Here is a 23,862-nt window from a genome sequence, read left to right on the forward strand (position 1 = left end):
GGGAAAAACGAAGTCTGGAACAAATTACTGCGGCCGATACCAATGCAGACGTGCCACCATCAGCGCCGAGATGATTGCCGGCACGGCAGCCGCAATGAACAGCGAACTATTCGCCCATTGCATGGCAATCAATTGGCCGCCGATCACCGGCCCCAGCACGGAGCCGATGCGACCGATGCCGAGCGCCCAGCCGATACCGGTCGAGCGCAATTGCGTCGGATAAAAAGTCCCGGCCAGCGCATTCACTGCCGGTTGACCGCCGACCACGCAAAATCCCGCCACCACCACGCTGATGAACAACAGCACCGGCATCGTCGCCACATGACCGATCAGGGCGATGAACACGCAGGCAACGACAAAACAGCTTCCCAACACTTTGGTGAAACCGAAACGATTGATGAACCAGCCCAGTGTCAGCGTGCCGACAATGCCGCCCACTTGCAGCGAGGTACCGATCAGCACCGCAGTGCCGGTCGAGTAACCCGCATCCTTGATCAGCGTCGGCAACCAGTTGGAGAGAAAATACAGATTGATCAGATTCATGAAACTGATCAGCCACAGCAACAGCGTCACACCGGCGCGGCCGTCACGGAACAGCTCGGCTACCGGCATGCCGTCATTCTTGGCTTCCTTGACCACGACGGTGCTGCCCTCATTGACTTGCAAACCCGGCTGCACCTTGTTGAGCCAGCGCGCGACCTGTTTCATTGGGCGCTTGCGCAGCACCAGAAACTGAATCGATTCCGGCAACCAGATCAGCATGGCCACACCCAACACCGCCGGGATTAACCCGCCAACCAAAAACACCGAACGCCAGCCGAAAGCGGGAATCAGCGCCGCACTGACAAAGCCGCCCACCGCCGCACCGACCGTGAAGCCGCACGACACCAGCATCATGCGCGTGACACGCTTGCTATTGGGGCTGAACTCGCCAACCAGCGCCATCGCGTTCGGCATGATGCTGCCAAGCCCGAAGCCGGTGATGAAGCGCAGCACCAGCAACTCGTCGATGGTTTCAACACGCGTTGTCAACAGCATGCAGATAGCGAAGAAGAAGGTGGAAACAATCAGTACCGGACGGCGACCATACTTGTCGCCAACCGGCGTCAACACCAGCGAACCCAGCAGCATGCCGAACAGACCGGCGCCAAATACCGGACCGAGGCTGGCCTTGTTGACATGCCAGTCGCCGATGATGGCCGGCGCGACATAACCCATGGCCTGGATATCAAAACCGTCGATGATCAGGCACAGGCCGCACAGCAGCAACAGCCCGAATTGAAATGCGCCGAAACGGCTCTGCTCGACAACATGGTCGACATTGATCACGTCAGATTGCATCTGTGCTCCTCCAGATTGGTTGTGGATGCGCGCCACTTGTCTACATGTCAACGCGGCGCTTTTTTATTGGTTTGAGACTGTAGTGCAATGATGCGACTTTTACGATATAAATGGATCAATGTAGTTCATTGATATGATGAATAGTGATCAAAACATCAATACCGAACAAATGTTGCAAACATGATCGAACCCAAAGATATCGACCTCAATTTGCTGGTGGTGTTTCAGGAAGTCTTCCAGGACCGCCAGATCTCTTCCGTGGCGCGGCGGCTTAACCTGTCGCAGCCGGCGGTCAGCAACGCGCTGGCACGCCTGCGCCGCACCTTCGGTGACGCCCTCTTCGTGCGGACGGCGCAAGGCATGCAACCGACGCCGTTCGCTCAGCAACTGGCCGAACCGGTAGCGTCCGCACTGCTTCATGTCTCCAAGGCGCTGAACCGGCAGGAAGCGTTTTCCCCTGCGACCAGCGAACGCCATTTCACGATTGCCATGACCGATGTCGGCGAGGTGTATTTCATGCCGGTGCTGATCGAACAATGCAGCCTTCTGGCGCCGGGCATCCAGATCAGCACGGTGCGCGCCGGCACGATCGACCTGAAGACCGAGATGGAGTCGGGCCGCGTCGATCTCGCCATCGGCGCATTCGACAATGTCTCGAGCGCCTTGTATCAGCGTCGCCTGTTTCGCCAGAACTACGTCAGCATGTTTCGCCAGGATCATCCGCTGGCAGGCAAGAAGGTCTCCATCAAGGAATTCCTGGCGGCACGGCATCTTGTGGTGTCTTCTCTGGAAAGCCCCTACGACCGCATCAACCAGAATCTGGAAAAAGCCGGCATCCGGCCGAACGTGCATTTCCGCGTGCCGCACTTCACCGCCGTGCCCTATATTGTCAGCACCACCGACCTGATCGTGACCGTGCCGCAAAAACTGGCCGAGAGCGCAGCGCAGCCGTTCAACCTACAATACATTCGTCCGCCGCTGCGACTACCGTCCTTGCAGACCAATATCTTCTGGCACCGCCGCTTCAATCAGGACGAAGGAAATCAGTGGCTGCGCGGCTTCATCTCGGAGCACTTTGCCGAATAACAGGAGACAGTAATGCACTACCTGCACTACGACCGTGAACAGCTGGACCGGCAATACAACGTGCGCTCCGGCATACCGCGTTTTCAGGATATCTTCGACCGCTGGAATCAGCAGGCAGACGTCTATCGCCAGCAATTGACCAGACTCCCGCCGATGCGCAGCAATCTTCACTACGGCATGCACCGGCTGCAAACCCTGGATTATTTCCCGGTTGCCGACGCTGCTGCACCGCTGCTGGTCTTTGTGCACGGCGGCTACTGGCGTTCGCTGGACAAGAACGACTTCAGCCATCTCGCCGAGCCTTATCGGCAAGCCGGCATTGCGGTAGCCATGCTCAACTATCGCCTCGCACCGGAAGTCGACATCCCCGAAATCGTTGCCGACGTGCGCGCGGCATTCGCCTGGTTGTACCGGCAAGCGTCGTCATACGGTTTCGATACCGAGCGTATTTATGTGATGGGACATTCCGCCGGCGGCCATCTGGCAGCCGCACTGGCAAGTACCGATTGGCGCAACGCGGGTCTGCCGACTGATGCGATCAAGGGATTGTGCGGGGTCAGCGGGCTCTACGATCTGGAACCGATACGGCTGTGCTATCTCAATGAGACCTTGCAGCTGGATGGACCGCAAGTGCAGCAATACAGTCCGCTGCATCATCTGCCTGCAACGAAAATACCGGTCATTCTGACCGCAGGCGGCGCAGAGTCGGCGGAGTTTCACCGGCAAAAAAACGCCTATGCGCTGGCGCTTCATGGCGCCGGCTTTCCCGTTCAACAAGTCAAACTTGCAGATGGCCATCATCTGGATGTCATCGACAAACTTGCCGACGGCAGCAGTGAGCTGGCGCAAGCGATTATCGCCATGGCCGGCAAATAGCCGGCACCAAACTGCAAGAATGAAAAACGGCGGGTGGTATCATCTCCGTTCTTCGCGTTGCATCTCCTACGGTATCAGGCATTACCCCCTGACCTGTCATGGCAAGCCACTGCATGATCAGAGACCGCGCCCCGTATTTGCATCTTGTTACGCTCTCTGCCTGTCTTTCTGCGCAAGAGCCTGATTGAGTTTCACTGAGTTTCGCTGATGTCCCGTCCACCTCTGCTGCAAATCATTCCTCTGGCCGCGCTGACCGGTGTCGGCATGCTGGCGACCGATCTCTACCTGCCTGCTTTGCCACATCTTGCGCACGATCTCGGCACCGACGTGCCGACCGTGCAGGCAACGATTTCGTCTTTCATGATTGCACTGGCGCTGTCGCAGTTGTTCTGGGGCGCCGTAGCCGACAAGCTCGGCATGCGCAATACACTGCTGGCGGGCGTTGCCTTGCTGGCCGCGACCGGCGTCGCCTGCGCGCTGGCCTCGGATGTCGATGCGCTGATCATTTATCGCACGCTCCAGGGTATCGGTGCAGGTGCGGCAACGGTGGTGGTGCCGGTGTTGCTGCGACGGCGCTTTACTGACGCGGATGCGGTGCGGGCAATTTCGTGGGTCAGTATCGCCGAATCGATCATCCCGGCCATTGCGCCGGTGATCGGCACCGGCATCCTGCTGGTATCGGGATGGCGCAGCAACTTCTGGCTGGTGGCGATACTGGCGCTGATCTTGCTGCCCTTTATCCTGGCGCTGGTGCCGGGACGGCAGATATTGCATTCGCCCGAAGAAACCATCAGTTACCCCGTCCTGCTGCAAAACCGCACCTTCCTGCGCGACGCCACGGTCTACGGGCTGACCTTCGGCGCGTTGATCACCTTTGTCGCCAGCGCACCGCATCTGATTGAACAATGGAGCGGACGCGGCCCCGGTACCTTTGCATTAATGCAAGTCTGCGGCGTCTCGTCCTTTATCGTTGCCGCCTCGCGCGCGGGCGCCATGGCGCATCGCTGCGGCACCTACAAGTTGATGAAAGCCGGAGCGATCGTTCAGTTGTTCTCCGTGGCCGGGCTGATCGCATTGGGCATTGTTGAAATACACCACGTTGCGCCGCTGATCCTCTGCTGGATGCTGTTCTGCGCCGGCCTCGGCCTGCGTGGCCCGTCCACCGTGACGCGTGCGCTGTCGGTACCGAAGTCGCTCACCAGCCTGGCGTCGGGCTTCCTGATGTTCCTTGCTTTGACGCTGTCGGGTATCGGCACGCAGATTGCCGGTTTCCTGTTGCATTACGGTCTGCTGCCAGTGGCTGTACTGGTTGCCGCCATGATTCTGGCCAGCTTGATTCTGCAAAAGGATGAGGCAAAACAGAATAACGACAAGACATGAGATAAATATTTTCGATTAATTATATTTTCTAGAAACTGAACCGTTAGCGTCTGATTTCCTCCTTCTAACCTTGCAATAAGATTAACGATCTCGTTGCATGACTATTCGAAGGAAACTCAGCATGGCTATTGTGAACTACCCCATTAAGACAAATTGCTTCAATGGCAAGCCAGCAAAGTCAGGCTACCAACATCCCGACGCGATGAACCCTGTCGAATGGGTCATCGACACCTTCGGAAATATGAACTGGAAGTCGTATGAAACACCGGAGAGCTACCAAGTCTATGCACGCGTTGATTTGTCCATCAACATGCCCGGCATCGTTATCTTCGTACATGGTGTTAATTCCGAAGGAGAGTGGTATGACGCGGCTGAACAAGCTTTATGCGACGGCTTGAATGAACGACTGAATCGTGATGACTTGTCTCCGAATCAATACGAGACGGTAAAAGATGGTAAGCCTATTCGTCGACAGTTGAAACCTGATAACAAAGGCCGCTCCCCCGTCATCCGCTTCTACTGGGGTTACCGCGCCCAAAAGGGATCTGAGGGAAAATGGCGTATCCCGCTAAAAAATCCCGACCAGCTCGACCACGGCACCTACGACCCCGTTAAAAACAAGGATGCCGAAGACCTCTGGTATTGGGGCGGCGGTCCTTTCCAGAACGGCACCAACAGCCTGCAACAGCTCTGGAACAAGGAGGGGTTTAGTCGTCATGTACTGGGCTTCGATATGCAGCACCTGAATACCGAGGTAGAACGGCAACTGAACGATGCGCCACCACGCGAGTATTTCGCCCATGCTGCGCAACGATTGGCCAATCTGATCGACACCATCCGCGAACAGTCCCTCAATAGCGTGACACTGCTTTCGCACAGTCAGGGCACCATGATCGCGCTGGCGGCGACCTTGTTGTGCAAGAAGCGGCCGCCGGACGCCGTCATGCTCATGAACTCGCCCTATGCCCTGACCGACAAGATCACTGACGCCCTGACAGTCGGCGGTGACCGCCCCACCGACGGCGCGCGGCTGCGCACCTTGCAGGCCGTCGTCGACAAGCTGCGGCCCAATAAACAGTTCTTCAATCAGAAGCGGCTCGACTGCCTGCGTGTGGGCGCCACCAAGTGCGGCCAAATGCATTTCTGGAAACCTGACATTGTCCACCCCTGCGGCACGCCTGAGCGCGACAACCATGGGCGGCTGTACAACTATTTCAACCCGCATGACCGTGTCATGGGATCCACGCCATTGCAAAGCATAGGCTGGCAAGGCATCCCCGGCGGCGTGCTGTTCGGCATGCAGGATGTGGTCAAGCAGCGCATGCTCGCGCGCGGCACGTCCTGCGGTGACGAACCGGCATTGACGCCTTTCGGCACCTTGCCCCGCATTCCCGATCCGGAACCGGGTGTGCTGCCTACCGACTTCTGGAACAAGAACAAGCCCATCGCCAAGTTCGGCAAGCTGTGGTCAGAACCGCCGCAGGATCAGATGGTGTCCGTCAATGCCGAGAAGGTGCCCCATCCCTTGACGGCAGAAGAGATGAGCACACCTCGAAAGAAAAAAGTAATAAAGGTGATCAACGGGAAAATGACGACCGAAGAAGTCAACGTCTACTTTGACGAGGCGCTGCATACAGCAGATGCATGGGGAGCGAGAAAGGAAGACGGTACGCTCAACGAACCTGATTATGCTTATTTCTCCTCCATTCAACAGCGCGAAGCCTGGATAGACCGCGACGACGTGTACAGCCCCGGCGGCAAGAAGCGCGAGCTGGAAACGCAGGAGGAAATGCAAGAGCGCATCACCAACTGGTATCCCATGCCACCCAACCATAGCACCATGCCAGAGCATGTTGAATTTATGAAGTGCGTGGTGGCCTACGACCTACCCATTGGCTATGCCGAGAGCTACCGCCGGGATGATTGGTACAGGCTGATGGTGCTCGCCGATTGGACCAGCTTTCAGGATGACTACTTTGCCGATGGGAAACTAGACGTGCCAGCTAAACCGCCGGGGCTTGATCCTGAGACGGTTAGCGAACAGCAACGTCGTGCTGATGAAGCACGTATCCACAACGGAGCGTGAGCCCTACCAGTCACAACAACAGAACGAAAGAAAATAACATGATGAAGACATTAAAAATGATCGGCGCGGCCTTGCTGGCGGTCGGCATGACCGCATGCGCGCAAAACGACGCGCCCCCAACTTCTTCACACGGCACGATATTAAGACCCAGCCCCGACATGCCGCCCCAGGTCCTCTATCGGATTGACGACCATCGCTATATCTCTCTGGAGAACTATGACAAGTGCTTTGGCGACAACTACTACATCGATACAAAGGCGGGGATTCGCACCAAACTCTGGACGGGTGCTTTCAGCGACTATAAAGGCCGTCTGATTATCGACGACCCAAGTGAAATGAATGTTGTCGTTCCGGACGCTCCCGCTACGACATGCCGCGACAAGGGCTGCAACGTCTATCTTCAATATTCCACTGACGGTGGAAGAACATTTAAGCCTAAGAAATACATGCAGAGTCCCTATCCCACCAAAGACTCCGAAAACTACTCCATCCTCATCGCCAAGGATGGGTTTTATTTAGTTAAAAAGATCAGTCAAACCAATGGTTCGACCTCCGTCACCAAATATCCTCTTGTGCCAGGCATTGATCTCGAGAAGCCGTATCCGCCGGATTTGCATGACGAGTATCTCTCGGGGAAGCCTTTACCTCTCTTGCGCACTCCTTCCGGCCAGGATCGCTTCACCTGTGACAGCAGCATTCGCCCAAGTAACTTGCCGCAACCGAAATAACGTTTACACATCCATAAAACCATCCAACAACATATCCATGCTGGCCAGCCCATGATTTGACCAGCATGATGTTGCAAAAAGACACGGCGAGCGCCTGAAACGGCTGTTTTGCAACATACCGGATACATTGAGGAATAATTCTCATTCTCTTGATCATCTATAATAGAGCGCTTTAGCAAAACGCCTTCCGCTCGCTGGTTTCCTCCGCTGTTTCAGTTTCAGCTCGCCGCCAGCCAGCTAATGAGAAAAACATGTTCAAGAAAATCTGGTTCCAGATCCACTGGTTCATCGGCATCACTGCGGGCACCGTGCTGATGTTCATCGGCGTGACTGGCGCCATCCTGTCTTTCCGTGAAGAAATTACCGACTGGCTCAACCCCGGCATCGTCCACGTGGCAGTGCGCCAGGAAGCTCCGCTGACGCCGCCGCAAATCCTCGAACGCCTGCGTGCAGAAGTGCCGCATGAACGCGTTGCCGTCATCATCGCATCGACGGAACCGGGCGCTTCCGTTCGCATCAATTTCGCGCCGCCGCCGGGTGTACGCCGCGGAGAAATGCGCTACGTCGATCCTTATACCGGTGCACTGCTGCCACCGCTGGCCGGCAATGAATTCTTCGAATTCACCGAGCGCTTCCATCGCTGGCTGCTGCTGCCGACCGACACCGGCAAGATTGTTACCGGCAGCCTGTCGATGTGCCTGCTGATCCTGGCGCTGTCGGGCCTGTATATGCGCTGGCCGCGCCGCGCGCTGAACTGGCGCGCCTGGTTCAAGCTAGACTTCGGCCTCTCCGGCCGCTCTTTCCTGTGGAACCTGCACTCGGTCATCGGCACCTGGGCGCTGGTGATGTACGTCATCTTCACGACCACCGGCATGTTCTGGGCGTTCGACTGGTTCAGAGCCGGTGTCAATACGCTGGCGGGTCAGGAAACACCAGCACGCGCACCGCAATCCAAAGACGCCAGGCGCGACAAGCCCAAAGGCATGGGCATGAATAGGGAGAAGGACAACGATAAGTCCGAGAAGTCCGACAGAACCGAACCTGCCCCGCTCGACCTCACACTGGCCTGGAACACGTTCGTACGCGAAGCCGGCCCCTACACGCTGGTCAATATCCGCATTGCCGAAAAGACCACGCAGCCAATTCAGTTCAACTACTTGCTGCCGGACGCCTCGCACGAACGTGCGCGCAACCGCCTGAACGTGGTGCCACAAACCGGCGAAATCAAGCTCAATGAGCGCTTCGCCGACAAGAACACCGGCGGCCGCTTCATCGGCGCAATCTATCCACTGCACATGGGTACCTACTGGGGCTTGCCCGGCCGTATCATCATGATGATCGCCGCGCTGATCATGCCGCTGTTCGGCATCACCGGATGGATGCTGTATCTGGATCGCCGCCGTAAAAAACGTGCCGTCCGCGCTGAACGCGCACTGCTCGACCAGAGCAAGACGGCAGGTTCAGGTACGACCCCAACCGACAACAAGGAAGCCGTTCTGCTGGCTTACGCCACGCAAGCCGGCCAGGCGGAACGCATCGCCCTGCATACGGCAGCTGCACTGCAAAAAGCCGGCGTCACCGTCATCGTCCAATCGTTGGCGGCGCTGGATCCTGAACGTCTGCGCCATTTCCATCGCGTGCTGTTCGTGGTCAGTACCTTCGGCGAAGGTGAACCGCCCGACAATGCACGCCGCTTCACCAAGCAACTCGCGCATCAGCAGGGCAGCACACTCAGCCATGTGAAATACGCCATGCTGGCGCTCGGTGATCGTCATTACGAAAAATTCTGCGGCTTCGGTCACACGCTCGATCACTGGCTGCGCAGCCAAGGTGCAGAAGCACTCTTCCCGATGATCGAGGTCGACAACAACGCGCCGGCGAGCCTGGCTAAATGGCAGCACGAGCTGAGCGCACTGACCGGCGGCGTAATGCTGGAAGAAGAAATCTCCACACAGCTTACGCAAGAGGCCGCCTATGGCTCCTGGACGCTGCGCACGCGCACACTGCTTAACGCTGGCAGCTGCGGCCACGGCATCTATCATCTGGAATTCGACGCACCGTCAAGCAAGGATCTGAACTGGCAATCCGGTGCACTCGTGGAGATACTGCCGCGCCATGCCGATGACCGCGTCGCGCTTTTCCTTTCCCGCACATCGCTTGACGGCAAGACACCAGTTCAGCATCAAGGCACGACACGCACACTCGCAGATACCCTTGCGCGCAGCATCCTGCCTGCCGCTGGCAGCCTGCCACCCGGCATCACGGCACAGGCAGTGGCTGACGGCTTGCAAACCTTGGCTGCGCGCAAGTACTCCATCGCTTCGATTCCGCGGGACGGACGCTTGCACTTGCTGGTGCGTCAGGCGGTACATGACGACGGTCTTGGCGTGGCCTCCGGCTGGCTGACCGAAGCCACGCAAGTCGGCGCAGTTATCGACATGCGCATTCTGGAAAACAGCAGCTTCTCGCTGGCGCCGGAACCAGTGCCGGCCATCTTCATCGGTAACGGCTCCGGTCTCGCCGGTTTGCGCAGTCATCTGCATGCACGCGTGCAACTCGGCCTGCGCCGCAACTGGCTGCTGTTCGGTGAGCGTAAGCGCGAACACGATTACCTCTATCGCGCCGAGATCGAGCAGTGGATGCAAACCGATATGCTCAGCCGCGTCGACCTCGCCTTCTCACGCGATCAGGCGGAACGTATCTATGTCCAGGACAAACTGCGCCAGGCCGCCGACATGCTGAAAGCATGGATAGAAGAAGGCGCCGTGCTGTATGTCTGCGGCAGCCTCGACGGCATGGCTGCAGGCGTCGATGCCGCGCTGGCCGATATCCTCGGCGAAGCGGCGCTGGACGATCTCATCGCGCAAGGCCGCTATCGTCGCGACGTGTATTGAAACGTATATTGAAAATTAATGAGCCTTCGCCTGCCGCAGGCTGAACTCCGCCTGCGGCAGCGCCCACATCACGGCATCCATCACCATCGGCACGGCCTCCGCCTGCACGCACAGGCATAGCTCCATACGCGTCGCATGATCCAGCGGCGACATGCGCATGAAGCACACGCAATGGCCGCAGCTCTGCATCACGACCTGGCGCAGGTGCGTGACTTCCGCTCTTTCCACGGTGATATGCATCATGCGTTCGCGCTGTTTCGGCAGCGTCGGCCGGCTGTCCGGCTTGTACGATGCGGATGAAATCTCTCTCCCCAGACCGGCGCTGGCAGACCCCGCCGTCAACGACGGCAAGAGTTCGGGAAACAACAGCTTACTCACGAGAGAAGAACGCTTGCGCCATACCATCGGATTCATATCAGCCCCATTCCTTGTTGTGTCGGGATTGTGTTCGGATTGCGATCAGATTCATCATGCAGCAAGCTTAGCCACGGCAGCGTAAAGACGATCTAAAAAGAATGCAGATCCAGGTAAACAGAGCATAAAAATACGCTGCGCCGCCGCAAGTCGCGCGGAACTTGTCAGCCCTCGCCGCGTTTTGCTGTAGGAATCCACCGCTTCTTGGCGCGAACGTCGTCAGCACGCCGCAAGCCTGCAAAAACTGGGCATATACTCAGGCTGTCATTATTTTCGCCCAGCATTTGTATACCCCGACCAGGCCGGTCATCTCGTTTTGCAGGACATTGCAGGATATGAAGATGCAACAAAAAAAAATTAGAAACCTCATCGACCATTGCTCCGTCCCTCTGGGCCGGCTCATGCTTGTCATGCCTCTGTTGCTGGCCGGCTGCGGCTCACTGCCGCGCATCGTCCCAGATATGGACAGCCAGCCTGCCAAAGTCATCCAGATCAAGGGCGGACGCGGGATCCTGACACCTGAACAGAGCCAGGCCGCGCTCGACAAGCTCAAGAACAGCAAACAAGACAATCAGGACAATCTGATCTTGGAGAAACACCTCGCCGTCGAGGAAGCCATCACCGGTTCGCCGCTGGTCGCGGGAAACAAGGTCACGCTGCTGATCGACGGCCCCGCTACCTACGCATCCATGTTTGCCGCCATCCGCGAGGCGCGCGATCACATCAACATGGAAACCTATATTTTTGAAAGCGACGATACCGGCAAACAATTTTCCGATCTGCTGATCGACCGCCAAAAACATGGCGTTCAGGTCAACCTGATGTATGACAGCGTCGGCACGCTCAGTACGCCGCGCGAGTTTTTTCAGCCGCTGATTGACGCCGGGGTACAAGTGCTGGAATTCAATCCCGTCAATCCGGCACAAGCGCGCAAAGGCTGGGAAGTCAATCAGCGCGATCACCGCAAGCTGCTGATCGTCGACGGCAAGACAGCCTTCGTCGGTGGCATCAACATCAGCAGCGTCTATTCCAGTGGTTCTTTCCGCAAACGCAAGCCGAAAGAAGACGACGAGGCCAACAAAGTGCCATGGCGCGATACGCAGGTGCGCATGGATGGGCCTGTCGTCGCCGAGTTTCAGAAGCTGTTCATCGATACATGGGAAAAACAACACGGCCCTCAACTGGCGGCGAAAAACTATTATCCCAAGATCGCCAATCAAGGTAATGACATCGTGCGCGGCATCGGCAGCTCGCCGGACGATCCGTACAGCGTGATCTACGCGACCTTCATCTCGGCTATCCAGCATGCCGAGTCCAAGGTCTATCTGACCAACGCTTACTTCATTCCCGATCCGCAACTGCGCGATGCCTTGAAGGACGCGGTGAAACGCGGTGTCGACGTGCGCCTGGTATTGCCGAGCAAGAGTGATTCGGCGCTGGTGCTGTATGCCTCGCGCTCGTTCTATACCGAACTGCTGGAAGGCGGCATCAAGATCTACGAGCGCCAGGATGCGCTATTGCATTCCAAGACAGCAATGATCGATGGTGTCTGGTCGACCATCGGCTCCACCAATCTCGACTGGCGCAGCTTCATTTATAACCAGGAAATCAATGCCGTCATTCTGGGGCCGCAGTTCAGCGCGCAGATGCAGGCCATGTTTGACCGTGACATCGCCGCATCGAAAGAGATCACACTCGAAGCATGGAAAGACCGCCCAATCAGCGACCGCATGAAAGAATTCGGCGCGGGTCTGTGGGCGCGCTGGCTGTAACGGCTGACATATCATCCGGCGCATCCAATTTCATCACCTCACCTCGCAGCCGACGCAACAAGGAATAATGCATGTATCGTTTTCAACACCGACTATCGCCGAACTCTTTTTCACGCTGCATCGCTGTATCGATGACAGTACTGCTGGCGCTGTGGCTGGCATTGTCCTGCGTGCGCGCCGTGGCGGCCGATGCACCTTCCGGCGCGGCCGCCCTGCAGGAAAAATATCAATCGCTGCAACCGCAACTCGCGCATAACCAGTTCTCCCGGCCGATCTCGCTCAACTCAACCGAAAGCTCCTCGGCCATCAAAGGTGATATCTATGCGTTGGTGGACTACCCTTTCGCGCAAGTACATGGTTCCCTGACTTCACCGGCACAGTGGTGCGACGTCCTGATCCTGCACCTCAATACCAAGTACTGCCGTGCCGGTCCTGGACAAAAACCTGCCACAATCAGCATGCGCGTCGGCAAGAAGAACAGCCAGGAGCTGGACGACGCCTATCGGCTCGATTTCGCCTACCGGGTCAACACCAGCAGCGATGACTATTTTGACATTCGCCTGAATGCCGACAAAGGCCCGCTGGATACACGGGACTATCGTATCCAGCTCGAAGCGATTCCCACCGCCGACGGCCGCAGTTTCATTCATCTGATGTATTCCTATTCTTACGGTTTCGCCAGCCGCGTCGCCTTGCGCGCCTATCTGGCGACCGCAGGCAGCGACAAGGTCGGCTTCACCGTGGTAGACAAATCCAGCGATGGCAAGCCCAACTATGTCGGCGGCATGCGCGGGACGGTCGAGCGCAACACCATGCGTTACTACCTCGCCATTGACGCCTATCTGAGCGGCCTGGCGACACCGCCGGCGCAGCAATTGGAACAACGCCTGCAAACCTGGTTCGCTGCCACCGAGCGCTACCCGCGCCAGTTGCATGAGGTACCCAAGGAAGACTATCTGGCGATGAAACGCAAGGAATATGCACGCCAGAACACCAACTAGGTCCTGTTCACGCAGACTGGAGTCTCAGCTGAGATTCATGGATGAAGCACATCATCCGACAATAAAAAGCCGGCCTCGAAGGCCGGCTTTTTATTGCTTCAATCTTCGTAGGTCATACTGAATTACGAAGTACTCCACATCGCACTCAGTCGAAATACAACTCCGCAAAGCTGCCGCGCAAACCTTCGGCAGTAGGTGCGTAGTTCTTCACCTTCTTGGCTGCAATCGTGATGCTCGGATTGGCGCCGAACTCGATCGATGGAATATCGTCATGTACCACTTTCTGGAAATCCAGGAACAGTTGACGACGTCTAGTCTCATCAACCTCTACCGACGCGGCTTCCAGTAGACGATCGGCTTCCGGATTGACATAGTGCGGCGCGTTCGAGAACGGCAAGCCTACCTTGAAATTCTTGGACCAGAACACACGCTGTACACCCACGGTCGGATCGAAGACATTGGCCAGGGCTTCCAGCGTCAGGTCGAAAGCGCGCTCCGTGTAGGCCTTGGTGACATAGGTGCCGAAATCATAGTTTTCAATGTTGGCGTCGATACCGATGCGGCTCAGCGACTGGCGCACGAAATCGGCCGCACGGCGCTCCTGAAACGGGTTGTACAGCAGGCGCAGGCGGAAGCGTATGCCATCCGCACCACGTTTCAACCCTGCGGCATCCAGCGCCGCCTCGGCTTCTTTCGGGTTGTACGGAAAGTACTTGATATCCGGGTTGTGATACTTGCTGTTGAGCGTGCCGATTACTGAGGCCGAGACCTTGCCGTAGCCGTACCAGACCACCTTGTTCAGAGCATTGACGTCGATTGCCTGCGAGATCGCTCGGCGTACTTCCAGCTTCTGCAACACCGGTGTATCGAGGTTGAAGTACAACTGCTGCTGCAAACCGATGTAGGCCCAGTTGGTGGTATCGACGTTGATCTTCGGCAGCTTGCTGAAACGCGTGACATCCGATAAAGGAATCGCCTGTCCGGCCAGGTCGGCGGAACCTGACTCCAGCGCCGCAGCACGCGCCAGCGCATCCGGGATAAAGCGCACAATAATCTTGTCGAGATACGGCTTGGGCTTGTCCCAGTAGTTGGGATTGCGTTCAAGCACGATGTGGCTGCCCTTGACGAACTCCTTGAAGATGAACGGACCGGTGCCGACCGGTGCGCTGTTGTACTTGCTGTTGAGGATGTCAGTCTTGTCGTAGAGATGCTTGGGCACGATCGGCGACTCGGCGCCGGCCAGCGCCGTCAACAAGGTCGGTGATGGCTTCGACAACACGATGATGGCGGTCAACGGATCGGGCGTCTGCACTTCCGTCACATTGGCAAAGGTGGCGCGACCGCGTGGATGCACCGTTTTCAGGGTGAGGATCGAAAACGCAACGTCAGCGGAGGTGAAGTCTTTGCCGTCATGCCATTTGACGCCACGACGCAGGTTGAAGCGATATTGCAAACCGTCCTTGCTGATGCTCCACGACGTGGCCAGCAATGGTTTGGGATTGAGGTTGAAATCGTAGGTCAACAGACCTTCAACGATCTTGGGACCCAGCTCAGTATTACCGCCGGCGGTTGTCGTCAGCGGCAGAATCGACGACGGCTCCGGCGTGACGATCCAGGTCAGCGTCCCGCCTTGTTTAGGCTCTGCGGCATTGGCCAGCTGGCCAAGTCCCGACAGCGCCGCCAAAGCACCTGCGGCAACAACGGCAGCAGCAGCAATCACGCTGCGTGCAAATGTTCTTCTTCCCCACTTTTTCATGCTATCCCCGAGACGTTAGTAAAACATCGCATCTTAGTAAGCGGGGAAAAGCATGGTCAACGAACAAGAACGAGTTTGCTTAGTCGTTTATTTTTTTACCGGCATCAATGCATCCGGATTGATTGCAGACAGATTGCAGCCAAGCTTCAGGTCTCGGCTTGTACGCCGCCGAGATACCATTGTGCTTCGATCTCGCCGGCAGAGAGCGGCTTGGAATGCAGATAGCCTTGCACGATGTCGCAGCCCGCAGCACGCAGAAAGTCGTGCTGTTCCTGAGACTCCACGCCCTCGGCAACGACTTGCAGATGCAACTTGTGGGCGACCGCAATGATGGCTTCCGTAATCGCCACATCGTCGGCATCAGCAGGGATACCCTTGACGAAACTGCGGTCGATCTTCAACGTATCGAGCGGATATTGCTTGAGGCTGGCCAGCGACGAATAGCCGGTGCCAAAATCATCCACCGATATGGTCACCCCCAGCTGACGCATGCGCTTGAGCAGCACCACTGCTTCCTGAGGATTTTGCATGATCGCGCCTTCGGTGATTTCCAGCTCCAGCATCGCTGACGGCAGGCCGCTTTGTCCAAGGGCATTGTCGATGGTCGACAGCAAATCATCGGAGGAAAACTGGCGCGGCGACAGGTTCACCGCAATGCGGCCGAACTGGTAGCCGCGGTCCAGCCAGACTTTGCCTTGGCGACAAGCTTCGCGCAACACCCAGGCGCCCAACGGCACGATCAGGCCGGTCTGTTCCGCCAGGGTGATGAACATCCCCGGCGCCACCAGTCCGCGCGTCGGATGACGCCAACGGATCAAGGCTTCGGCGCCGCAAATGGCGCCGTCGACCGCCGAAAATTGCGGCTGATAATAGAGTTCGAATTCCTTGCGCTCGATCGCATGACGCAAGCTGTTTTCCAGCAGCATCTGTTCCAGCGCATGATTGCTCATTTCCTTGTTGAACAGCTGGAAGGCGTTCTTGCCGCGCTCCTTGGCGTGGTACATGGCGATGTCGGCATTCTTCAGAATCGCGATTGCATCTTCGCCGTGTTCCGGATAGGCGGCGCTGCCGATGCTGGCGCTGATGAACATCTCATGACCGTTGATCACGAACGGCCGCAGGATACTGTTGATCAGGCGCTGCGCAATGGCGGAGATCATTTCCTGAGGCGGTGAATCGCCGAGGATCACGACAAACTCGTCACCGCCGAAACGCGCCAGCACGTCGTCCGGGCGCAGCTGTTCGCGCAGACGCTCAGCCGCGGCCACCAGCAACTGATCACCGGCATGGTGGCCGAGCGTATCGTTGACGGTCTTGAAGCGGTCAAGGTCGATGAAGAACAGGACCAGCGTTTCCCCGGACGTCTGCGCCGCTTCAATCTGCTGAGCAAAAATACGCATCAGACTACTGCGGTTAAGCAGCCCGGTCAGGCTGTCGTGATCGGCGAGGAAGGCCAGTTTGTTTTCTGCCTCCTTGCGGATGGTGTTGTCGGTGAACACACCGACGTAATTGGTGATGCCGCCCTGATTGTCGCGGATGGCCGAAATCGACAGCCATGCCGGATACCAGCTGCCGTCCTTGCGACGGTCTTTCATCTCACCCTGCCAATGGCCGTCTGAAGCGAGGCGCTGCAGCATGCCACGGTTGATTTCAGCCTGCGCGCCGGGGCCGGTCATCATGCGCGAGCGCTTGTCCATGGCTTCTTCCGGGTGATAGCCGGTAATGCGTGTAAAGGCGGGATTGACGGCCAGGATGCGGAACTCGGCATCGGTGATCAGGATACCTTCGCTGGTCGATTCGAAGACGCGGTCGGCAAGGCGCGACTGCCATTCGGACTGTACCTTCTGATTGACGTCGAGTGCCATCTCCACCAGGGCCGTGCCGCCGTCATACTGGCATACGCTGCCGTGCACTTCCACCCAGCGGCGCGTACCGTCGCGGCTGAGGATGCGATGGGTATAACGCACATGTTCTTCTGCGCCGGAGAGACGCGCCTGCAGGTTTTCTTCCAGCAGGGCGAGGTCTTCCGGTGCGGTGAGGTTGGCGATATGCAGGCCGATCACGTCGGCGGCGCTATCGTAGCCGAGCATATTGGCCATCTTGTCATTGGCGTGTAGTACTGCGCCGTCGCTGCGCAGCATATAGACGCCCACCAGCGACTGATCTGCGACATAGCGGAAGCTGCGTGCCAGATCCGCCGACGGCGCGCGCACCTGCTGATGAAGATGGCCGGCATAGGCGTTAGCGTGCAACCGCGCATGCATGCTGCGCGCGCGCGCCGAACGGCCATACCTCGCCTGAATGGCGACGAACGCATTCGATAGTCGTCTCTGCAATGCTCTCAAGCTTTTTCCTGTATCAGGCCCGGCCGCGAACCTGTTGCCGGTTGCGTGCCATCGCCTGGGTCTCCAATGATATTTTTATATCTCTTTCCTGAGGAAAGATAACCGGCCTGTGTACAGTTCCGGTGCGACGCTGCTGCACGCAGGGCTGACTTATTGCCGCACCGTTGCCGGCTTGTTGCCGTGATCCGGCCGGTTCGTGCGCCGTGCTTTTTATCGTGCATTTTGCGCGCAGGCGCTAGATTAGCATGCCGCTGCGCCCGCCTCATGATTCCAGGCCAAAATAGCTGCGCCAGCTTACGCCAGGCTTGCTGAGTTGCCGTGCGTCACTATTGTTAAATAGTGCTCGCTATTGGAGAGCGCTTTCAGGAAAGCTTATTGGAGGTCTTCCAGACCAAGGGAGATGTACTGACGCAAAACCGGCTCGGCCAGCTTCTTCTTGACCGCGTCGGCGATGCGCGCGCGATGTTCGGTGTACAGGGCAACGATATTGTTGCTGGTCAGCCCGCCGATCGAGATCAGCGTGGAGCGGGCGACAAAACCCGGCAGCACTGTGCCGTTATTGCGGATGATAAAGGTCACGCGGTCGTCGCCGGTATCCTTGGGACTTTCAAGTAAAAACTGTTGTTTCGACATGCAACGGCATCAACTGAATCATGAACGGGCCGCATCGTAACATACCGTCGGCAAGATCGCACTATGGGAAATACACTGCCGGGCTACAAATTTTCTCACGCATCCATATCGAAAAAATATAACCGGTAATCCACAGCGAGCCTCACGGTACCGCGCACTTTCGCTGCCATCGATAACGTCAGTCTGATGATCAGTCTGATGTATTGCCTACATATCGCTTTGCTTGTCCTCAGTCATCGCTGTATACGTTAAAATATAACGAAAAATTTCTCGCCAATGCAATCTCAAGCACGGCTGCAGCGATGTCCATCGCCGTTGCGACCGTCACAGGAACAGAAAACGATATGAAAAAAGCGCTGGCACTACGCCATGTCTCGTTTGAGAATCTCGGACAACTGGAACCTCTGCTGAAGAAGCGCGGCTTCGAGATCAGCTATTTTGAAGTGGGAGTGGATTCCTTCTCAAACGTCTCACCGCTCGATGCCGACCTGGTGGTGGTGCTGGGCGGTCCGATCGCAGTCTACGACATGGATGCCTACCCCTGTCTGCGCGCCGAGATCGCGTGGTTGCGCGCACGCCTGCTGGACGACTTGCCCACGCTGGGTATCTGTCTTGGCGCACAACTGATGGCGGCGGCGCTGCATGCACGCGTTTATCCCGGCACATCCGGCAAGGAAATCGGCTGGGGTCCTTTGCAGCCTGGAGAACACGCCGGCGAAAACTCCTATATCGAAGAGCTGATCGGCAACAATACGCATGTGCTGCATTGGCATGGCGACACCTTCGATCTGCCGGCGGGAGCGAAGCATCTGGCGTCAACCGATCGCTATCGCAATCAGGCATTTTCGTGGGGACGCAATTGTCTGGCCTTGCAATTTCATCCAGAGTTCGACGTGCGCATGGTGGAGCAATGGCTGATCGGCCACGCCCATGAAATCGCCCACACTGAGGAAGTCAGCCTTGCAGGCTTGCGTTCAGGCGCATTGCAGTATGGCCGCAGCTTCCAGAATGCCTCGCATGCTTTCTGGAATGGTTGGCTGGCCAGTATCGGCACGCCGGCTGGCGTAAAAAGAAAGACAGCCGAACACGCCGGCTGAGGATTTGTAACGACCGAAATGCACCGGTCTCAACTGGAGGCCGGCTCAGCTAGCGGCTCCCGCCTGTTGCTGCAGGATCTGCGTCACCAGATCCGGTAGCTCATCGAGATAGTCCTGCGTCTTCGGCAGCACATGCGCGATACCGCAGCGCAGCGCTTCACTTACATGCGCCTCATCGGAAAAACCGCTGCACATCACGGCGGGAATATGCATCCCCTGCTCACACAACTCATTGTAGAAATCCAGGCCGCTCATGTTGTCGTCCAACTGGTAATCGATGACCAGCAAGTCGAATGCACCATCGCGTAACAAGCTGCGCGCCTGCGCAATGCTACCGGCGGTACCGACCTTAAAGCCACGCTTCTCCAGACGCCGCCGCGCCAGCATGCGCAGGCCTTCGTCATCCTCGATAATCAAAATGGCGGGGTCTGATGCAGTCATGCGCCACCGCGCCCTGCTGTCGGTACTTTGATGATCTGCAGGAAGAATCCAAGCCGGCGCACTGCCTCGATGAAAGCCTCGTACTCCACCGGTTTGGTGATGTACAGATTGCAGCCGTAGTCGTAGCAGCGCTCGATTTCGCGCGGATCGTCGGTGGTGGTCAGCATGATGATGGGAATGTTTGCGGTGACGTCACTTTCTTTGAGACGTTTGAGGACATCGACACCGCTCACGCGCGGCATGTTGACGTCCAGTAAAACCACGATGGAATCGAAACCTGGCTTACTCGGCGCACCGTCGCTGTTGAAAAAATAATCGAGCGCTTCCTGTCCATCTTTCAGACGCAGAAAGCCATTGGACAGACCGGCGCGGCGCAAGTTTTTTTCCACCAGCAAGGCGTGGCCATCATCATCCTCGACCAGCAGAATGCCTACTTCTTCGCTATCAGCCATGAGTTTGTTCTCCTTGAGCAAGTTGGCTTGCAGGACTGTCTGTCGGTGTTACCGGCAACGAGGTATAAAAAGTGGTGCCGGCACCTTCAGTGGATTCGACCCATATCTTGCCGCCGTGACGCATCACGATCCGCTTGATCAGCGCCAGGCCGACGCCCTCTCCTTGAGCCACGTCTGCATGCAGACGGTTAAACGCTGAAAACATTTTGCCGAGATAGTCGGCTGGAATGCCAAGGCCGTTGTCCTTGACGTAATAGGTGCGAAAATTGGGCTGCCCCGGATCCGACGGCAAGACACCGATCTCCACCGTCCCCGGACGCTTGGGATCAAGATAATTCACCGCATTGCCGACCAGATTGCCGAAAATCTGCTCAATCGCTGTCGGGTCGCCGTAGCACGACGGCAACGGCTGCGCCAATACCAGAGCTTCGCGTTGGCGAATGGTGGAACTCATGGCATCAATCACCCTTTCCACGATTGCATTGACGTCGGTTTGTTGCGACTGATACTCGACCCGGCCTACACGCGACAGACGCAACATGGAATCGATGATCGACGCTGAACGCGATACCGCCGTGCGGATAAACTTGAGCGACACCTCGACGTCATCCTCAATCAGATCACGGATATATTGCTTGTCCTTGTCGTTGAGATTACTGTTGGAAATGGTATCGTGCATATCCCTGATCGAATGATGCAACTCCTTGCTGAAGCCTTGCAGGTTCACCAGCGGCGAACGCAAATCATGCGACACGCTATAAATAAACATTTCATTGTCTTGCGTCTGCCGCTGCAAATCGTCATTGACCAGGGCCAGTTCCCGCGCGTGTCCTTCCAGTTGCTCACGATAAGCACGGGCATTTTCTTCCGCCTGCTTCAACCGCCCGTGTGTCTCGTGCAGTACTTTGTCGAGCTCCGTGATTTCATCGTTGCCGCCAACCGCACTGGCGAGCGCCCCGCCTTCGCTGAGTTGCCGCGCATTGTCAGTCAATACGGCAAGACGGCCACCGACATCCTTGCTGAAAATTTTCGCCGCAATTGCCGCTGCCAGAATTGAACCGATGAAGGCGACCCACAACGCGATATTTTGCAGTTTCCGCGCTTCGAGCACGCGCTGCTGGCGTACGTCATCGAGCGCTTCTTCCACCTTGATGAAATCCACCAACTGGCGCTGAATAACCTGAATCAGGCGTAATGCCTTCGGATCCCGCAAGGCCGTCACCAATTCGTCACGGCGGCCGCTCTTGAGCAACTCGGTTTGCAGATCCGTCCAGGCGTGATACTCCTTTATCGACTCGCGAATCTGCTCCGTCGCGCGCAACTGCGTGGGATTGTCGATGACGAAATCACGCAGCTCATTGACTTCTTTTTCGATGCTTTCCCACAGGTCTGTTTTCTCGAGTCCGCTGGGATCATTGAGAATGATGGCCGCACGCAGACGCGCCGATTGCAGCAAGACCGGCTCGCGCACTTCCGCAGCCTGAATGATGACGTCTTTGGTATGCAATGCCCACACCTCGGCTTGCGTGGCGTTTTCCTGGCTCTTGTACAACACCCCCAGCAAACCCAATTCAAACAGGCCAGGAATTGCGACGAGCAACAGACCTTTTTTGAACAGCTTCATAAACGGCTTCTCTCTCCGGAAAAACACGTCAACAAATGAATCAGACCGTCCCCCCCGGAGCAAGCCTTCTGTCCCGGACAATTTGTTATTTATTATTTTAAGGATGTATCCGGATTCGTTCTAACTAATCCCCACATCTTGCATTTACGTTACCGAAAGTTACGTTGATGCCAACAAAGTTATTTATTGGCATCGTCTCATAAACAATTTCAAACCGCTATTCATTTTTATACCGCGGAGGAGACAGAAAATGCAACGCAACGTCGATACAAAAGCAATGCGGCGTCTTTGAATTACATTGCAAAAACAACAATTGTTATTTATTTGTCAACCGAAAAACTGCAATGACGGAGATGCGTACGACCACCTTTTTGGTCCTATGCACAGGGATTAAAACGCCCAAGTGAACTCAGGCGGGTGACATAACGGCGCGCATTGTCTTGTGCTCTGCGTAGTTGATGTGCCAGGACAAGGCTTCGCTCAGCAGATGCGGCGTCTGTCCGCCGGTGGTCGCGCAGGCACGTGAAAAATATTCACGCAAAGCGGGACGATAGTCGGGATGCACGCAATGCTCGATGATCAGCGGAGCACGTTCACGAGGCGCCAGTCCGCGCAGATCGGCCAGACCGTACTCAGTCACCAGCACATCGACATCGTGTTCTGTGTGATCTACATGCGACACCATCGGCACCACGCTGGAGATATCGCCGCCACGGGCAATCGACTTGGTGACGAAAATCGACACCTGCGCGTTGCGCGCGAAGTCACCTGACCCGCCAATGCCGTTCATCATGTGCGTGCCGCCGACATGGGTCGAATTGACGTTACCGTAAATGTCGAACTCCAGTGCCGTGTTAAGGGCAATAAGGCCAAGGCGGCGCACCAGCTCTGGATGATTGCTGACTTCTTGCGGACGCAGCACAATGCGCGAGCGATAGCGATCAAGGTCACGCATGAACCTGGCATTCATCGCCGACGACAAGGTAATCGACGACGCCGACGCGAAGGCCAGTTGACCGGAGTCGAGTAACTCAATGGCGCTGTCTTGCAAGACTTCCGAGAACATGGTCAGGTTGCGAAACGACGATTGCGTCAATCCATGCAATACCGCATTGGCGATGGTGCCGATGCCTGCTTGCAGAGGGGCCAGTTCTGGTCCCATGCGTCCGGCGGCTACTTCTCCTTCGAGAAAGGCAATGACGTGTCCGGCGATGGCATTGGTTTCCTCGTCCGGTGGCAGCACACTGGACGGACTGTCGGGCGTATCGGTAATAACGATGGCAGCGATGCGCGACGGGTCAATGGGAATGGCGCACGTACCAATGCGTTGTGCCGGATCCGTCAGTGGAATCGGCTGACGCGCCGGACGTGAAGCCGGCAGATAGATATCATGCAAACCGGTCAAGGCAAGCGGCACACTCGTATTGAGTTCAATGATCACCTGCGGCGCCTGTTCGACAAAACTCGCCGAATTGCCGACGGACATGGTGGGGATGATGCCTTCTGCAGTGATAGCGGCGGCTTCGATGACTGCGATATCGATCTTGCCCGGCATGCCTGCCCGCAGCTGTTCGACGGTTTCGGATAAGTGCTGATCGATGAACATCACCTCGCCGGCATTGATTTTCTTGCGCAAGACAGTATCGACCTGAAACGGCAAGCGGCGTGCCAGCAAACCCGCTTCGGCCATCAGACCATCGCTGTCGTTACCCAGCGATGCGCCGGTAACAACGGTAAAGCGCAAGGCTTCGGTTTTGGCGCGCTCGGCCAGTGCGCGGGGAAGGGCTTTGGCGTCGCCGGCGCGGGTGAAGCCGCTCATGCCGATGGTCATACCGGTGTGAAACAGGCTGGCAGCCTCGGCGGCGGACATGACTTTGTCTACCAGCGAAGACGGAATACGCTCGCAATGCATGTGGTTCTCCTACTCATTTGAAGG

At 56.9% G+C, this 23,862-nt stretch carries 18 protein-coding genes; 9 read left to right on the forward strand and 9 right to left on the reverse strand.

Going from position 1 to position 23,862, the window contains the following annotated elements; all coding sequences use genetic code 11:
• Window positions 1-24: 24 nt before the first annotated feature.
• On the reverse strand, window positions 25-1,341 hold the full coding sequence (locus tag hmeg3_RS18540; RefSeq protein ID WP_094565033.1) for an MFS transporter: 1,317 nt from the start codon (window positions 1,339-1,341) through the stop codon (window positions 25-27).
• A gap of 180 nt (window positions 1,342-1,521) precedes the next feature.
• Here hmeg3_RS18540 and hmeg3_RS18545 point away from each other — a divergent pair, with 180 nt between their 5' ends.
• The 6 genes from hmeg3_RS18545 (at window position 1,522) to hmeg3_RS18570 (ending at window position 10,391) form a co-directional block, all read left to right on the forward strand.
• The gene (locus hmeg3_RS18545; protein WP_094565034.1) at window positions 1,522-2,427 is read left to right on the forward strand and encodes a LysR substrate-binding domain-containing protein; all 906 of its coding nucleotides are present in this window, start codon (window positions 1,522-1,524) and stop codon (window positions 2,425-2,427) included.
• 12 nt (window positions 2,428-2,439) lie between these two features.
• Window positions 2,440-3,303 carry an alpha/beta hydrolase gene (locus hmeg3_RS18550; protein ID WP_094565035.1) on the forward strand — a complete coding sequence of 288 codons (864 nt, stop codon included), beginning with the start codon at window positions 2,440-2,442 and terminating at the stop codon, window positions 3,301-3,303.
• Between the two features lie 207 nt (window positions 3,304-3,510).
• Window positions 3,511-4,683 (forward strand): MFS transporter, encoded by a 1,173-nt coding sequence (locus hmeg3_RS18555; RefSeq protein WP_094565036.1) that lies wholly within the window; start codon window positions 3,511-3,513, stop codon window positions 4,681-4,683.
• Window positions 4,684-4,804: 121 nt separating this feature from the next.
• Entirely contained in the window at window positions 4,805-6,769 is a 1,965-nt protein-coding gene (locus hmeg3_RS18560; protein WP_232511723.1) for a DUF3274 domain-containing protein, read from the forward strand.
• A gap of 38 nt (window positions 6,770-6,807) precedes the next feature.
• Entirely contained in the window at window positions 6,808-7,497 is a 690-nt protein-coding gene (locus hmeg3_RS18565; RefSeq protein ID WP_094565037.1) for a hypothetical protein, read from the forward strand.
• A 251-nt stretch (window positions 7,498-7,748) separates the two neighbouring features.
• The gene (locus hmeg3_RS18570) at window positions 7,749-10,391 is read left to right on the forward strand and encodes a sulfite reductase flavoprotein subunit alpha (RefSeq protein ID WP_094565038.1); all 2,643 of its coding nucleotides are present in this window, start codon (window positions 7,749-7,751) and stop codon (window positions 10,389-10,391) included.
• 15 nt (window positions 10,392-10,406) lie between these two features.
• Here hmeg3_RS18570 and hmeg3_RS18575 read toward each other — a convergent pair whose 3' ends face one another.
• A complete protein-coding gene (locus hmeg3_RS18575; RefSeq protein WP_094565039.1) occupies window positions 10,407-10,805 on the reverse strand; it encodes a hypothetical protein in 399 nt (132 codons plus the stop codon).
• Window positions 10,806-11,206: 401 nt separating this feature from the next.
• On the opposite strand from hmeg3_RS18575, the gene cls reads away from it, so the two are divergent.
• Both cls and hmeg3_RS18585 read left to right on the forward strand, forming a co-directional pair.
• The gene (cls, locus tag hmeg3_RS18580) at window positions 11,207-12,577 is read left to right on the forward strand and encodes a cardiolipin synthase (RefSeq protein WP_369828838.1); all 1,371 of its coding nucleotides are present in this window, start codon (window positions 11,207-11,209) and stop codon (window positions 12,575-12,577) included.
• 71 nt (window positions 12,578-12,648) lie between these two features.
• On the forward strand, window positions 12,649-13,578 hold the full coding sequence (locus hmeg3_RS18585; protein WP_094565041.1) for a hypothetical protein: 930 nt from the start codon (window positions 12,649-12,651) through the stop codon (window positions 13,576-13,578).
• Window positions 13,579-13,723: 145 nt separating this feature from the next.
• Here the strand turns inward: hmeg3_RS18585 and hmeg3_RS18590 are convergent, their stop codons facing one another.
• The 3 genes from hmeg3_RS18590 to hmeg3_RS18600 all read right to left on the reverse strand — a co-directional run bounded on the left by hmeg3_RS18590 (window position 13,724) and on the right by hmeg3_RS18600 (window position 18,312).
• Complete coding sequence (locus hmeg3_RS18590) at window positions 13,724-15,334, reverse strand: ABC transporter substrate-binding protein (protein WP_094565042.1); 1,611 nt, start codon at window positions 15,332-15,334, stop codon at window positions 13,724-13,726.
• A 146-nt stretch (window positions 15,335-15,480) separates the two neighbouring features.
• Complete coding sequence (locus tag hmeg3_RS18595) at window positions 15,481-17,679, reverse strand: bifunctional diguanylate cyclase/phosphodiesterase (protein ID WP_232511726.1); 2,199 nt, start codon at window positions 17,677-17,679, stop codon at window positions 15,481-15,483.
• A 372-nt stretch (window positions 17,680-18,051) separates the two neighbouring features.
• Window positions 18,052-18,312, reverse strand: a complete 261-nt coding sequence (locus tag hmeg3_RS18600) for a hypothetical protein (RefSeq protein ID WP_094565043.1) — start codon at window positions 18,310-18,312, stop codon at window positions 18,052-18,054.
• A gap of 344 nt (window positions 18,313-18,656) precedes the next feature.
• Between hmeg3_RS18600 and hmeg3_RS18605 the strand changes: the two genes are divergently transcribed.
• Entirely contained in the window at window positions 18,657-19,409 is a 753-nt protein-coding gene (locus hmeg3_RS18605) for a glutamine amidotransferase (RefSeq protein WP_094566444.1), read from the forward strand.
• A 45-nt stretch (window positions 19,410-19,454) separates the two neighbouring features.
• Here hmeg3_RS18605 and hmeg3_RS18610 read toward each other — a convergent pair whose 3' ends face one another.
• The 4 genes from hmeg3_RS18610 to hmeg3_RS18625 all read right to left on the reverse strand — a co-directional run bounded on the left by hmeg3_RS18610 (window position 19,455) and on the right by hmeg3_RS18625 (window position 23,838).
• Window positions 19,455-19,850: a response regulator gene (locus tag hmeg3_RS18610; RefSeq protein ID WP_094565044.1), complete on the reverse strand. Its 396-nt coding sequence runs from the start codon at window positions 19,848-19,850 to the stop codon at window positions 19,455-19,457.
• Window positions 19,847-20,302: a response regulator gene (locus hmeg3_RS18615; RefSeq protein WP_094565045.1), complete on the reverse strand. Its 456-nt coding sequence runs from the start codon at window positions 20,300-20,302 to the stop codon at window positions 19,847-19,849. Before hmeg3_RS18615 ends, hmeg3_RS18610 begins: the two co-directional genes overlap by 4 nt.
• On the reverse strand, window positions 20,295-21,926 hold the full coding sequence (locus hmeg3_RS18620) for an ATP-binding protein (RefSeq protein ID WP_094565046.1): 1,632 nt from the start codon (window positions 21,924-21,926) through the stop codon (window positions 20,295-20,297). The genes hmeg3_RS18615 and hmeg3_RS18620 overlap by 8 nt, the downstream gene beginning before the upstream one ends.
• 409 nt (window positions 21,927-22,335) lie before the next feature.
• Window positions 22,336-23,838, reverse strand: coding sequence for an acetyl-CoA hydrolase/transferase family protein (locus hmeg3_RS18625; RefSeq protein WP_094565047.1), 1,503 nt, complete (start codon window positions 23,836-23,838; stop codon window positions 22,336-22,338).
• Between the last annotated feature and the right edge of the window lie 24 nt (window positions 23,839-23,862).

Origin of the sequence: Herbaspirillum sp. meg3, from assembly GCF_002257565.1 — a bacterium.
In the GTDB taxonomy this organism is placed as follows: Bacteria; Pseudomonadota; Gammaproteobacteria; order Burkholderiales; family Burkholderiaceae_D; genus Herbaspirillum.

What these genes read in the sequence shown, in the direction of transcription:
- hmeg3_RS18590 (WP_094565042.1), bottom strand. Translation starts at nt 15,334, where the DNA reads ATGAAAAAGTGGGGAAGAAGAACATTTGCACGCAGCGTGATTGCTGCT.
- hmeg3_RS18550 (WP_094565035.1), top strand. Translation starts at nt 2,440, where the DNA reads ATGCACTACCTGCACTACGACCGTGAACAGCTGGACCGGCAATACAAC.
- hmeg3_RS18560 (WP_232511723.1), top strand. Translation starts at nt 4,805, where the DNA reads ATGGCTATTGTGAACTACCCCATTAAGACAAATTGCTTCAATGGCAAG.
- hmeg3_RS18625 (WP_094565047.1), bottom strand. Translation starts at nt 23,838, where the DNA reads ATGCATTGCGAGCGTATTCCGTCTTCGCTGGTAGACAAAGTCATGTCC.
- hmeg3_RS18570 (WP_094565038.1), top strand. Translation starts at nt 7,749, where the DNA reads ATGTTCAAGAAAATCTGGTTCCAGATCCACTGGTTCATCGGCATCACT.
- hmeg3_RS18555 (WP_094565036.1), top strand. Translation starts at nt 3,511, where the DNA reads ATGTCCCGTCCACCTCTGCTGCAAATCATTCCTCTGGCCGCGCTGACC.
- hmeg3_RS18585 (WP_094565041.1), top strand. Translation starts at nt 12,649, where the DNA reads ATGTATCGTTTTCAACACCGACTATCGCCGAACTCTTTTTCACGCTGC.
- hmeg3_RS18575 (WP_094565039.1), bottom strand. Translation starts at nt 10,805, where the DNA reads ATGAATCCGATGGTATGGCGCAAGCGTTCTTCTCTCGTGAGTAAGCTG.
- hmeg3_RS18605 (WP_094566444.1), top strand. Translation starts at nt 18,657, where the DNA reads ATGAAAAAAGCGCTGGCACTACGCCATGTCTCGTTTGAGAATCTCGGA.
- hmeg3_RS18600 (WP_094565043.1), bottom strand. Translation starts at nt 18,312, where the DNA reads ATGTCGAAACAACAGTTTTTACTTGAAAGTCCCAAGGATACCGGCGAC.
- hmeg3_RS18565 (WP_094565037.1), top strand. Translation starts at nt 6,808, where the DNA reads ATGATGAAGACATTAAAAATGATCGGCGCGGCCTTGCTGGCGGTCGGC.
- hmeg3_RS18620 (WP_094565046.1), bottom strand. Translation starts at nt 21,926, where the DNA reads ATGAAGCTGTTCAAAAAAGGTCTGTTGCTCGTCGCAATTCCTGGCCTG.
- hmeg3_RS18610 (WP_094565044.1), bottom strand. Translation starts at nt 19,850, where the DNA reads ATGACTGCATCAGACCCCGCCATTTTGATTATCGAGGATGACGAAGGC.
- hmeg3_RS18540 (WP_094565033.1), bottom strand. Translation starts at nt 1,341, where the DNA reads ATGCAATCTGACGTGATCAATGTCGACCATGTTGTCGAGCAGAGCCGT.
- cls (WP_369828838.1), top strand. Translation starts at nt 11,207, where the DNA reads ATGCTTGTCATGCCTCTGTTGCTGGCCGGCTGCGGCTCACTGCCGCGC.
- hmeg3_RS18615 (WP_094565045.1), bottom strand. Translation starts at nt 20,302, where the DNA reads ATGGCTGATAGCGAAGAAGTAGGCATTCTGCTGGTCGAGGATGATGAT.
- hmeg3_RS18545 (WP_094565034.1), top strand. Translation starts at nt 1,522, where the DNA reads ATGATCGAACCCAAAGATATCGACCTCAATTTGCTGGTGGTGTTTCAG.